The organism is Reyranella humidisoli (assembly GCF_019039055.1).
Lineage (GTDB): Bacteria > Pseudomonadota > Alphaproteobacteria > Reyranellales > Reyranellaceae > Reyranella > Reyranella humidisoli.
Genome location: NZ_JAHOPB010000001.1, coordinates 2598652 through 2611552, shown reverse-complemented (window position 1 = coordinate 2611552; position 12901 = coordinate 2598652). Strand labels below are relative to the sequence as shown.

The window sequence follows — 12901 nt, the reverse complement described above, 5'->3', positions numbered from 1 at the left end:
TCGGTCATGCATGCGGCAAGGCGGCCGCAGGACATGGAACGGAGAGGACTCTTGAGGAAGACCAGGCACCTGCACCGGGCCTCCGCTTCGATCCTCGCCGCCGCGGGGCTCGTCGCGGCGACGCTGGCTTTGCCCGGCAGCGCGCTCGCGCAGAACAGCAAGCAGGAATATCCGATCCCGCGGACGCCCGCCGAGGACCTGACCGCGATCGAGCGTATCTTCGTGCCGCCAAAGCCGCCGCCGCTGACCGCGTTCCCGGAAGTGCGCGAAAAGTGGAAGGACACGCCGGCTTTCCTGCGCGATTCCCGCGTGAGCTTCGAGGCGCGCAGCTACTTCCGCGACTATGTGTCGAGTTCGCCGGCCAGCAGCACGATGGAGCAGGCCTGGGCGAGCGGCGGCTCGGTCTCGGCCGAGACAGGCAAGCTGTTCGACCTCGTGACCCTGGGCGCGGTGCTCTACACCTCGTTTCCGGTGATCGCGCCGGCGCAATACGGCAACACCGGGCTGCTGCTGCCCGACCAGCAGGGCTTCGCGGTGTTCGGCCAGCTCTACGGCCAGGCGCACCTGTTCGACGACCACCGGATCACGCTCGGCCGCTATCTCTACAACACGCCGTTCCTGGGACCGCACGACAACCGCATGGCTCCCCAGACCTTCTCCGGCTACACGGTGAGCGGCACGCTGGGCGGCGACGGCACGTTGGGCGGCGGTCCCAGCTTCCGCTACGGCGGCGGATTCATCGACGCCATCAAGCCGCGCGATGCGATTACCTTCCAGTCGATGGCGAGCGCGGCCGGCGTTCCGGCCTCGAATGCCGGCGTGGGCGTGCTGGGCGGCCTGCTGAGCTGGGGGCCGGCCCGTCTCGGCGCCATCAACTATTACAGCCAGGACCTGCTCAACATCTTCTACGGCGAGGGCAAGATCGGCCATGATTTCGGCGGCGGCTTCTCGACGCTGGCCGCCGCGCAGTTCGTCACCCAGAACAGCACCGGCCTGTCGCAGATGAACGGCGGCACGCCCTTCGCCACCAGCGAGTTCGGTGCGAAGGTCGATCTCGGTTACAACAACGGCATCCTCACCCTGGGATACTCCGTCACCGGCCCGGGCCTCGGCATCCTGACGCCGTGGAGCGCCAGCCCGTTCTACACCAGCGCGCTGATCCAGAACTTCCAGCGCGCCGGCGAGCAGGCGGTGATGGTCGGCCTGTCGCACAGCCTGATCGGGCTCGGCCTGCCGGCCGCCGTCTCCACGCACTTCTTCAACGGCTGGACCAGCGCCGCCGCCGCCGGCCCGCCGCTGGTCGAGAGCGAATGGGATATCCACGTCGACTGGCGGCCCGACCACGACCGCCTGCAGGGACTGTGGTTCCGCGTGCAGTACGGCCGCTTCACGATTTGGCAGGGCGGCGCCGTCACCAACGGCGAGGAACTGCGCGTGGTGCTGAACTACAAGCTCAGCCTTTATTGAGGGCGAGCGCATCACGTGCGCTCCCTGGCGTGACCCACGAGGCGGCGCGATCGCGACCAGGCTGGCGAACCGTGTCGGCGCGCACGCAACGCGGCGGTGCGCGCGTCGTTCGCCTCCGCGGTGAGGCGCATGGCGAGCCATGCTCTCGAACTCCCCCAGCATGGTGCGGGCAGACTACGGGCAACGCGAAGTGAGATAAGCGATGGCCTTCGACCGCGTGGCTCGCGTAGCATTCTGAGTCTCTACATGCCGGAGCAGCAGCAGGATGGCGAAACGACCCCAGGACGATTCGTCCACTTCGTCGCGCCGCACGGCGATGGCCTCAGGCGCGGCCCTGCTCGGGTCGACCTTGCTCGCTGGACGGATCGCCCAGGCGCAAGCTCCGAGCCCAGCGACGCCGGGTACTTCTTCGAGCGCCGCGATGCCCGCCGGCTACAACATTCTATTCGTGCTGGTCGACCAGGAGCACTTCTTCCCGACCTGGCCGTTCCCCGTGCCGGGGCGCGAGGCGATCAAGAAGAAGGCCATCACCTTCCTCAATCACCAGGCGGCCTCCTGCGTCTGCTCCTCGGCGCGCTCGGTCGTCTATACCGGCCAGCACATCCAGCACACCGGCATCGCCGACAACCTTAACTCCATCTGGCAACGCGACCTCTCGACGAAGATCAAGACGATCGGCCACCGGCTCGCCGAGCTGGGATATCACGCCGCGTATCAGGGCAAGTGGCATCTCTCGGCGAACCTCGATCTCAACGACAAGCCGGTCGACGCGCCGCTGCTCGACTATCGCAAGACCCTGCAGTCCTACGGCTTCCAGGACTTCTTCGGCATCGGCGACATGATCGACGGAACCCTGGGCGGCTATTCCTACGACGACGGCACGCTGGCGACGGCGATCTCGTGGCTGCGGACGGAAGCGCAGGCGCTGCGCACCAAGGGCCAGCCCTGGTACCTCGCCGTCAATTTCGTGAACCCGCACGACACGATGTACTTCGACTCCGACATCGGCAGCGAGAACATCCAGGGCAAGCGCCATGCGTTCGGCATCGCCCGCGCCCCGGACGACGAACTCTACCGCGCGACCTGGGACGGCGTGCCGCTGCCCGCGAGCCGACACCAGCCGCTCGATGCGCCGGGGCGGCCGAAGGCGCACCTCTACTACCAGCAATCGATCGACCTGCTGGTGGGCGCCTGGCCGGACGAGGACCGGCGCTGGCGCGCCCTGCGCAACTACTACTTCAACGCCATCCGCGATTGCGACCGCAAGGTGGAGCGGCTGATGCAGGCGCTCGACGACAACGGTATGGCGCGGAACACCATCGTCGTCTTCACGGCGGATCATGGCGAGTTGGGCGGCAACCACCAGATGCGCGGCAAGGGCACCACCGCCTACCGGCAACAGAACCACCTGCCGCTCATGATCGTCCATCCGGCTCTCGCGGGCGGCAAGCAATGCCAGGCGCTGACCTCGCAGCTCGACCTCACGCCGACGATCCTGGCGCTCACCGGCAAGGACGGCGCCGCCCGCGCCCGTGCCGGCGAGGGATTGCCGGGCAAGGACTTCTCCGCGCTGCTGCGCGACTCGGACGCCGCGGGAGAGAAGGCCGTGCGACCGGCCGCTCTCTTCAATTTCGACATGCTGTCCTATACGGACCCCTCATGGGCCACGATGACGATCGACACGCGCACCTACAGGACCAAGCCACCGGCGCAGCAGGAAATGATGCTGGCGGGGCATCCGCCGGACTTCCGGAACCGGACGTCGATCCGCAGCATCTTCGACGGCCGCCATCGCTTCTCGCGCTATTTCTCGCCTGTCCTGTTCAACACGCCGAAGACGATGGAGGAGCTGCTCGCGAAGAACGACCTCGAGGTCTACGACCTGCAGGCCGATCCCGACGAGATGACCAACCTGGCGCTCGACCCGAAGAAAAACGGCGACCTCATCCTGGCGCTCAACCAGGTGACGAACGAGCGCATCGCCGAGGAGGTCGGCGTCGATGACGGATCGTTCCTGCCGATCCGGGACGGGAAGTGGGCTTTTCCGCCGTTGGACGAGCGCTAGGCCGAGCGATGCTCGGCCGTAGAGCGTCAGGTCGCGGCTTGGTTACAAGCCGCCAAGCGCAGCAATGTCCGGGAGCGCCGCTCGGTGCTGCCATGCGCTCAGTCTCTTCCCCCGGCTTGCGCGGGGGATGGGCGTCAAAGAGTCCGAGTGGCTGAGAGAGCCATACGTCGCTCCCGGACATTGCCGTTGGCAATGTCCTGACGCTCGCCGGCTTAAGCGAGCCGGCTCCGCCGGCTCGCTTAAGCCGTCCGCTCAAACTTCCCGGTCAGCGCGGCCTTGGCCAGAGTATTGAAGTGCAGTTGGAAGCCGACGATCGCCGCCGACGTATCGGCCGCCACCGGCAGCGTCTCTTCCTTCACCGCGAACACCGTGAACACATAGCGGTGCGGGCCGTGGCCCGGCGGCGGGCACGGCCCGCCATAGCCCGGCGCGCCGAAGTCGGTGCGGGTCTGCAGCGCGCCCTTCGGCAGAAGGCCCGCCTTGGGGTTGCCGGCGTCGAGCGCCAGTTCGGTCGTGCCGGCGGGGATGTTCACCACCACCCAGTGCCAGAAGCCCGAGCCCGTCGGCGCGTCGGGATCGAAGCAATGCACCGCGAAGCTCTTCGTACCCTCGGGCGCACCCGACCAGCGCAGATGCGGCGACTTGTTGCCGCCGCCGCAGCCGAAGCCGTACTCGGCCGACAGGATGTGCTCCATGCCGAGGGCGGCGCCTTCCTTGAAGCTGTCGCTGGTCAGAGTGAATGCCATGGTCCTGCGTTCCTTCGCTGTTGCTGAATCTGGTGACGCGATGATGTCACGAACGATCGGGTGATGCCTGCCTTTCGATGGCTTCCAGCCGCGACGCAATCAGGGTCGCGCTCAGGAGTTGCAACGCCGACCACGCCGCCACGAGTCCCGGCAGCAGGGCCCACAGCCAGCCCACGAAGTAGCCGACGACGACCGCGACGACGAGAAAGAGCGCGGTGGCCTTGAGCTTTCGCCGGGCGCCGGCTCTGAACTCCGCGGAGGTCTTGCCCATCTGCGCGGACTTCGCCGCCAGGGTGTCGTGCCATCCCATAGCAGGCCTTCCGTTTGAGCGTTGTCTCAACACCGGGCGGCGCTCCCGGAGCTTGCCGAAGGCAAGCTCCTGACGCTCCTCCGGCCGCGCTTCGCGCGGCCGATTACTCGGCCTTGATACCGATCTCCTTCATCACCTCGAGCATGATCTTGGTGTCGCGCTGGAAGACCTTGTTGGTCGCTTCCATGTCGAGGGGGCCGACGATCAGATAGTTGGCCATCAGCGCCTTCACCTTCTCGTCGGTGCCGGCTTCGAACAGTGTGTCGGCCAGCTTCTTGGAGACGTCCTTGGGCGTCGCGACCGGGACCGCGAAGACGGCGAAGGCGCGCGTCTCGTAGAAGCCGCCGACCGCGCCCTGCTCCGTCATCGTCGCCACGCCGGGAAAGGCCGGCAGACGGTCGCCCATCATGGCGATGGCCTTGCCCTTGCCGGAGGCGATCACCGCCGCCGCACCGGCCGGACTGCCTGCCCCGCCGTCGAGTGCCTGGGCCGCGACGTCGGCGAACATCGCCGCCTCGCCGCGATACTGCACGACCTCGACCTTGAACCCGTACTGCTTGGCCATCGTCTCGATCAGCATCTGCGGCGTCGAGCCCGGCCCGTAGGCGCCGAAGTTCAGCTTGTCGACCTTCTTGGCATACTCGACGAACTGCTTGAGGTTGGTCGCACCGGTCTTCTCGGCCGCGACGACGGGACCGCCGAGGCTGGTCGTCATGGCGAGATAGGTGAAGTCCTTCTCCGGATCGTAGGGCAGGTCCTTCACCGTGACCCGGTTCTGGATCAGCGACGAGGAGATGGTGCAGAGGACGGTGTAGCCGTCCGGCGGCGCGCGCTTCACCTCGGCCACGCCGATCGTGCCGCCAGCGCCGCCCTTGTTCTCGACCACCACCGAGGTGCCGAGCTTGCGGCCGAGATACTCGCCATAGACCCGCGCGATGCCGTCGGTCTGCCCGCCCGCCGGATAGGGCACGACGATGCGGATCGGCTTGTTGGGAAACGCACCCTGCGCCCATGCAGACGAACCGAGAATCGATGGCGCCGCAAGAACGCCCGCACCCGCAACAATGAGCCCGCGCCGTGTCGGATTACGCATCAAACTTCCTCCCTGATCTGCAGGGCCTTCCCGACCCCTGATCTTGTGGGCGGCACCCTAATTCAGGAGGTGTGAAGCCGGCAAGCGACTGGCGGCGGATCGCGACATTCGGCAAACAGGATAATTCCACGGAGCAATTTCATGCACGAATCCACATCCGCCCGATGATCTTCTGGCTAACCTGCTTCGCCGGCGTGGCCGTCGCCTATCTGCTGGGCGCGACGCCCACCGGCTATCTCGCGGGCAAGATGCTTCGCGGCATCGACATTCGCGAGCATGGCTCGCGTTCCACCGGGGCCACCAACGTGTTGCGCACGCTGGGCAAGGGACCGGCGCTGGTGGTGCTGCTGGTCGACGTGCTGAAGGGCGTGGCCGCCATCCTGTTCGCGCGCTGGTTCTACCCCTGGCTCGGCGTTCCGGCGGACGGCGTCGCGTGGGCCGTCTGCCTGTGCGGACTCGCGGTGCTGCTGGGACACAGCCGCTCGCTGTGGCTGGGCTTCACCGGCGGCAAGTCGGCGGCGACGGGGCTCGGCGTGCTGCTGGCACTCGCCTGGCCCGTCGGACTCGGCGCGGCCTTCGTGTTCCTGCTCGTGCTGGCGGTCGTGCGCATCGTGTCGCTGGCCTCGATGCTGGCCGCCGCGACCGCCGCCCTCCTCGTCTGCCTGCTACCGGAGCCGCTGCCCTATCGCCTGCTCGTCATCGCGGGCGGCCTCTACGTGATCGTTCTGCATCGCGCCAACGTCGCGCGCCTGCTCGCGGGAACCGAACCGAAGATCGGCCGGCGAGCCTGACCGGAGGCCGCCGGGAGCTTACGCCGCCAGGGCAGTACGACGGGACCCGGCGGCCGTGCCGGGAAATCCGATGACGAAGGCCACCGGCAAGAGGAGCAGGTAGCAGATCGCCCCCAGCGAAATCGTGGCACCGATCCCGTAGGCGATGCTGCACGCTACACCCGTTGCCGATGCGAGAACGCTGGCCGCCCCGTTGATGCCCCAGAACCAGGGCGTGGGCCGGTTGTCGACCGCCGAGATGAAGCTCATTCCCGTCGGGAAGCCATAGCCCATGAGCAACCCGGCCGGCGTAATGATCGCGACGCTCACCAGGCAGCGGACCAGCAGGGTCTCGCTGTCGAGCGCGAGAAGCAGCGGGGGCACCCAGAGCGCCTGGGACAAGACGTATCCACTGGTCATCACGACCCAGACGGAGAAGCTGAGGGGGCTGCCGATGCGGACGGAATCGGACAGCAGGCTGCCGATTCCCGCCGAGAGGATCAGCGAAAACAGCACGACGCTCAGCGAGTAGGTCGGATGACCGAGAAACACGCTGAACCGCTGGAGAAGGCCGATCTCGACGAGCATGAAGCCGACGCCGATCAGCACGAAGTACGCCGTGCCGCCCACCGCGAGCCGTCGACCGACATCGTTCAACGCATTCCGCAGCGGAAGCACGATGGTGGCGAGGACGAGGAGCAGCGCCATCACGAAGAGCCCCGCCAGCGTGGCGGTCGCGAGGAAGTTCCCCTTGCGGACCCCGGGCGGGACCTCGCTGAACCCGATCGCAAAGACCTGGGAGAATGGCAGCTGGTTGAAGAAGAAGGGCCGGTTGTCGGTCGGCGGCGTCATGTCGAGGCGAAAGCTTCCCGTGAAGCGTTCGAGGTCGGCGCGGTTCGTGAAGTTGACGATACGGTCCAGCGTCTCGGAAGGCGATTTCCGACCGGGCACGATCAAGGGCTCGAACTTCAACCGATCGATCGCCGTCGCGAGGCTTTGCAGCTGGGCCTCCGTGAAGGCCGACCGTGAAACGATCAGGGTGGAGATTCCGGCGCCTTCGTCGCCGGGCCGCAGCCATGCGAGGAATATGTGCTTCGCGGGCTCCCTGACGCCCATCTCGAGCAGGGAGGCGACGGCCAGGCTCAGGATCCGGCCGGTCTCGGCGACGTCCTGCGCCGCATGCCAGCGGCTCACGGTGAAGACGCCGTCCGCGGACAGGCGCCGCAGGAAGATCTCCCAGGCGTCGACCGTGTAGAGCCCGTTCTCGCTGAGCGAGAACGCACCGGCGCCCGTCGCCGCCCAGGTGTCGATCAGATTCATCTGGATGATGTCGAACTGTTCGCGGCTGCGCGCGAGCCAGCTCCGGGCCTCGTCCACCACCAGCGTGATGCCGCCGATCTTCTCCATGCCGACGAAGGGGCCGAACAGCCCGTCGGGCCGCAGCAGGTCGATGAATGTCGGATTGACCTCGATGCCCGTGACCTTCGGAACCCCGAACAGGCGCGCGGCGAGGATGTCCCTGCCGCCGCCCACCCCGATCACCGCGGCGCTTTTCAGATCCGGCAGATAATAGGCCAGATTCGTGATGTCGCTCTTCAGGAAGGAAGCGCGCGCGAGGTCGCCCTCGATTCCGTAAGCGACCGTGCCGGCATCGCTGTCGATCGACATGCCACTCTGCGGGACGGGTGCATCGGTAGGCACGAAGGCGGGCGATGGACCGGACAGTTGCGGCGCACTCACCGGCAGCGCCGGCCGCGTCGCGACGATGCGGGAGAACGAATTCCACTTCTCGAACCAGGGCAGGGCATCGAGCTGCATCGTCGCCTTGGCGAAGATCGGATAGAAGCCCATCCGCCTCGTGTCGGCACTGTTGAGTGCCGCCACCGCGACGAGAACCACGAGCCACGCGCGATGCCAGCCCAGTATCCGGGCCGGGAACGCTGGCTGCGCCGGAGCGGCGCCGACACCCGAGTTCGCGAAGAACACCGCCCCCAGCGCGACGAGCGCCGCACTGCAGAGAATGGCGGTCGGTCCGTTGAACTCATTGAGCAGGACCAGCACGCCGAAGCAGCCGATCGCGGCCCCGATGAGGTCGATGCCATAGACGCGGCCAATCGGAAACGGGCTGCGCGTCAGGGCGAGGCTGACCACGACACCCGAGAAGAAGAACGGCGCCGCGATCACCAGGGCCAGTTCGAGCCAGATCACGACCGTCGTGAAGGCAAACCGCGACGTCGGGACGAGCGTCACCTGCAGCGCGAGCCCGATCACCGCGGAAAGGGCAAATGCCGTGCTGTAGTTCGCGAGGTCGTAGGAGAGGGTTTTCCCGGTGAAGCGCGAGCCCTTCAGGTAGACCCATACGGCGCCGGCGGTCAGGCCGAGCATGGCCATGCTGATGACGAAGAAGGCGAGATGGTACCAGACGACGACGGACAGCATCCGGGTCTGGATCAACTGCAGCATCAGGGTTGCCGAAGTGACGCAGAAAACACCACTGTAGAAATTGAAGGGTCTCATGCCGTCCTGCAGCCGCAATGGGGCGCAGCCTATAACGCGGCCATGGAGTCGTGTCACTTCAGGGTCTTCCGAGTAGCCCGGAATCACACCACCAACCTCATGCTGAGGAGGCTGCGGAGCAGCCGTCTCGAAGCATGGGCACGAGCACCGCGTTTGTTGCCCATCCTTCGAGACGCGCCGTGGAGTTTACCCCGAGGTACTCGAGGGGCGGCGCTCCTCAGGATGAGGCGAGTGTTTGATCTATCTGCATCGGAAAGACCTGGGGGACCGCATTGCCCGTCCGGCCCGGAGCCTTGGGGGAACGCGGCTACCGCCGCCCCTGCATCACGTCTGCAATGGCCTGGGCGAGATGGGCCTGCAGGAAGGGCTTGTTGAGGCGCGGGACCTTCGTGCTCTCGCCGTTGGGCAGTTCGGCGTAGCCGGTGGCCAGCAGGACCGGCAGAGCGGGATGCGTGCGGCGGATCGCTTCGACGAGCTGCGTGCCCGTCATGCCGGGCATCGCCTGGTCGGTGATCACGAGGTCGACGCGCGCCATCTTCGCCAGCGCCGCGAGCGCCTCGCGGCCGGAATAGGCGATCGTGACCTCGTGGCCAAGATCTTCCAGCATCGCGGCGGTGTTGACCAGGATCAGCGCATCGTCGTCGACCGCGAGGATGGAGAGCGGCCGCGGGGTCGAGGTCGCGGGGACCGGCGCCTGCGGCGCCTGCGCGTCGCCGCCCGCCACCGGAATCCACAGCGACGCCGTGGTGCCCTGGCCTTCGCGGCTCTCGAGCTGCAGCCGGCCGCCCAACTGCCCGGCGAGGCCGTGCACCATCGACAGGCCGAGGCCCGTGCCCTTGCCCACGCCCTTGGTGGTGAAGAACGGCTCCGTCGCGCGCCCCAGCGTGGCGGCGTCCATGCCGTGGCCCTGGTCCCTCACCTGCAGCCGCACGTAGCGCCCTTCCTTCAGCGACAGGGACGCGGCCATCGCCGCCGTTACCGCGACCTCGCGCGCCGAGACGGCGACGACGCCGCCGCGCGGCATCGCATCGCGCGCATTCACCACGAGGTTGAGCAGCGCCATTTCCACCTGGTTGGTGTCGACCCGCACCGGCGACAGCGTCGCGGGGCAGTCGATGTCGAGCACGATGGCGGGGCCCAGCGTATGGTCGAACAGGCTCTTCATGCCGTCGACCAGGGCGGCGACCGAGGCGAGTTCGGGATCGAGTTCCTGGCGGCGCGCGAAGGCCAGCATGCGCTGGGTGAGCGCGCCGCCGCGCCGCGCGGCCTGCATGGCATTGTCGATCAGCGCAAGGTTGCGGTCGCCGGCCGGCAGGCGCTTGCGCACCAGTTCGAGGCTGCCGATCACCGCGGTCAGGAGATTGTTGAAGTCGTGCGCGACGCCGCCCGTGAGCTGGCCGATCGCCTCCATCTTCTGCGACTGGAACAGCGCCTCGCGCGCGCGCTCCAGCTCGAGCTGGGCGTCGCGGCGCTCGGTGATGTCGCGCGTGACCTTGGCGAAGCCCTGCAGCGAGCCGTCCGCGCCGCGCACCGGATCGATGACGATGCTGGCCCAGAAGCGCGTGCCGTCCTTGCGCACGCGCCAGGCCTCCTTCTCGAAGCGGCCCTCGCGCGCGGCGGTATCGAGCGCGCGCTGCGGCTCGCCGGCGGCACGATCCTCCTCGGTGTAGAAGGCCGAGAAGTGGCGTCCCAGTATCTCCTCCGGCTCGTAGCCCTTGATACGCCGGGCGCCGGCGTTCCAGGTCGCGACGCGCCCCTCGGGATCGAGCTTGTAGATGCCGTAGTCGGTGACGCTCTCCACCAGCAGGCGGAACTCCTCCTGGCTGCGGCGCAGCGCCTCCTCGGTGGCGCGCCGCTCGGTGAGGTCGCGCGTGATCTTGGCGAAGCCGCGCAGAACGCCCGACGCATCGTGGATCGGGTCGATGACGACATGGGCCCAGAAGCGCGACCCGTCCTTGCGGATACGCCAGCCCTCGGCCTCGAACTTGCCCTCGCGCAAGGCGATGTCGAGCGCCCGCGCCGGCAGGCCGCTCGCCCGATCCTCCTCGCCGTAGAAGCGCGAGAAATGGCTGCCGATGATCTCGGCGGCCGTGTAGCCCTTGAACCGCTCCGCCCCGCTGTTCCAGCTCGCGACGTGGCCCGCCGGATCGAGCATGTAGATCGCATAGTCCCGCACGCCCTCGACCAGCAGCCGGAACGCGCTTTCGTCGATCTGTTCGCGCGGCAACGGCGTGGCTTCAGGCGGACCCGGCATCGTCATGCCCGGCGTTTTAGCAGGGGATCGGCCCGGCCGGCACTATTCCCGCCCTTCGAACGGCAATCGTGTCCGCGAATGGACACTGTGCAACCTTTGCGCGCCGGTCGCTCCGCGCCCATCGCGGAGGGCGGCGCGCGACCTTAATCCCCCACCCTCACTTCATTTCGCCACACTGAGGGGCTCGTCTCTTGGCGTCCTGCGGCCACGACCGCCCCGTCCCCCGAGGAGACACGCCATGACCGCCCCCCGCCCCTATCGCACCCACATCGGCAACCACAAGCTCCAGCCCGAGACGCTGATGCTGTCCTACGGCTACGACCCCGCTTTGTCGGAGGGCGCGGTGAAGCCGCCGGTGTTCCTGACCTCGACGTTCGTGTTCGGCTCGGCCGAGGAGGGTCGTGACTTCTTCGACTACGCCTCGGGCCGCAAGACGCCGCCCGCCGGCAGCGCCGCCGGCCTCGTCTATTCGCGCTTCAACCATCCCAACAGCGAGATCGTCGAGGACCGGCTCGCGGTCTACGAGGGCGCCGAGACCTGCGCGCTCTTCTCCTCCGGCATGTCGGCGATCTCCACCACCCTGCTCGCCTTCGCGCGGCCGGGTGACGTGATCCTGCATTCGCAGCCGCTCTACGGCGGCACCGAGACGCTGCTCGCCAAGACCCTGTCGGGCTTCGGCATCTCGGCCGTGGGCTTCGTCGACGGCGTGAACGAGGCCGCGATCCGCGCCGCCGTCGCCGAGGCGCGCCGCAAGATCGTGTCGAGCGGCCGCATCTCCGTCATCATGATCGAGACGCCGGCCAACCCGACCAACACGCTGGTCGACATCGCGCTGCTGCGGCGCATCGCCGACGAGATCGGCCGGGGACAGCCGGGCGGCCCGCCGGTGCTGGCCTGCGACAACACCTTGCTCGGGCCGGTCTTCCAGCGCCCGCTCGACCACGGCGCCGACGTCTCGGTCTATTCGCTCACCAAATATGTCGGCGGTCATTCCGACCTGATCGCCGGCGCCGCCATGGGCACGAAGGCCATCATGGGCCCGATCCGCGCGCTGCGCGGCAGCTTCGGCACGCAGCTCGACCCGCATTCCTGCTGGATGCTGGGCCGCTCGCTGGAGACGCTGGGCCTGCGGATGGAACGCGCAAACTCCAATGCGCGCCAGGTCGCCGAATGGCTGGCCGCCCATCCCGGCGTCGCGAAGCTCCACTATCTCGGCCTGCTGCCCAAGGGCTCGCCCGAGCAGGCGCTCTACGAGCGCCAGTGCACCGGCGCGGGCTCGACCTTCTCGTTCGACATCAAGGGCGGCGAGAAGGAAGCCTTCGCCTTCCTGAACGCGCTGAAGATCTTCAAGCTCGCCGTGAGCCTCGGCGGCACCGAATCCCTAGCCAGCCACCCCGCCGCGATGACGCATTCCGGCGTGCCTTTAGAAGTCCGCGACCGCATCGGTGTTCTGGACACGACGATCCGGCTGTCGGTGGGGATCGAGCATCCGGATGATCTGATCGCGGACCTGACGCAGGCGTTGGCGGTGACGGGATAGACTTAACTTAGACGTTCCCAGCCCGTCGCAGGACTGTAGCCGCTCTCGCTCTGGAAATGTTTCCTCGGCCATCAGCACGATTTCTCATCAGATAGAGCCAGCCCGTTCCACGGCAAATTTATAGGTGCGATACTACCGG

General features: G+C 67.4%; 9 protein-coding genes. 4 read left to right on the top strand and 5 right to left on the bottom strand.

Annotated features, from left to right (window positions below; all coding sequences use genetic code 11):
• Nucleotides 1-51: 51 nt before the first annotated feature.
• On the top strand, nucleotides 52-1467 hold the full coding sequence (locus KQ910_RS12515; protein WP_216960396.1) for an OprD family outer membrane porin: 1416 nt from the start codon (nucleotides 52-54) through the stop codon (nucleotides 1465-1467).
• A gap of 265 nt (nucleotides 1468-1732) precedes the next feature.
• Nucleotides 1733-3532, top strand: a complete 1800-nt coding sequence (locus KQ910_RS12510) for a sulfatase family protein (RefSeq protein WP_216960393.1) — start codon at nucleotides 1733-1735, stop codon at nucleotides 3530-3532.
• 239 nt (nucleotides 3533-3771) lie between these two features.
• On the opposite strand, the gene KQ910_RS12505 is transcribed toward KQ910_RS12510, so the two are convergent.
• From KQ910_RS12505 to KQ910_RS12495, 3 genes are all read right to left on the bottom strand, one after another.
• Entirely contained in the window at nucleotides 3772-4278 is a 507-nt protein-coding gene (locus KQ910_RS12505; protein ID WP_216960390.1) for a YbhB/YbcL family Raf kinase inhibitor-like protein, read from the bottom strand.
• 46 nt (nucleotides 4279-4324) lie between these two features.
• On the bottom strand, nucleotides 4325-4588 hold the full coding sequence (locus KQ910_RS12500) for a hypothetical protein (protein WP_216960388.1): 264 nt from the start codon (nucleotides 4586-4588) through the stop codon (nucleotides 4325-4327).
• Between the two features lie 103 nt (nucleotides 4589-4691).
• Nucleotides 4692-5681: a Bug family tripartite tricarboxylate transporter substrate binding protein gene (locus tag KQ910_RS12495; protein WP_216960385.1), complete on the bottom strand. Its 990-nt coding sequence runs from the start codon at nucleotides 5679-5681 to the stop codon at nucleotides 4692-4694.
• A 164-nt stretch (nucleotides 5682-5845) separates the two neighbouring features.
• Here KQ910_RS12495 and plsY point away from each other — a divergent pair, with 164 nt between their 5' ends.
• Entirely contained in the window at nucleotides 5846-6472 is a 627-nt protein-coding gene (plsY, locus tag KQ910_RS12490) for a glycerol-3-phosphate 1-O-acyltransferase PlsY (RefSeq protein WP_216960382.1), read from the top strand.
• An 18-nt stretch (nucleotides 6473-6490) separates the two neighbouring features.
• Here the strand turns inward: plsY and KQ910_RS12485 are convergent, their stop codons facing one another.
• Nucleotides 6491-8968, bottom strand: coding sequence for a hypothetical protein (locus KQ910_RS12485; protein WP_216960379.1), 2478 nt, complete (start codon nucleotides 8966-8968; stop codon nucleotides 6491-6493).
• Nucleotides 8969-9275: 307 nt separating this feature from the next.
• On the bottom strand, nucleotides 9276-11228 hold the full coding sequence (locus tag KQ910_RS12480) for a hybrid sensor histidine kinase/response regulator (RefSeq protein ID WP_439653321.1): 1953 nt from the start codon (nucleotides 11226-11228) through the stop codon (nucleotides 9276-9278).
• 232 nt (nucleotides 11229-11460) lie between these two features.
• Between KQ910_RS12480 and KQ910_RS12475 the strand changes: the two genes are divergently transcribed.
• Entirely contained in the window at nucleotides 11461-12762 is a 1302-nt protein-coding gene (locus KQ910_RS12475; protein WP_216960376.1) for a cystathionine gamma-synthase family protein, read from the top strand.
• The last annotated feature ends 139 nt before the right edge of the window (nucleotides 12763-12901 follow it).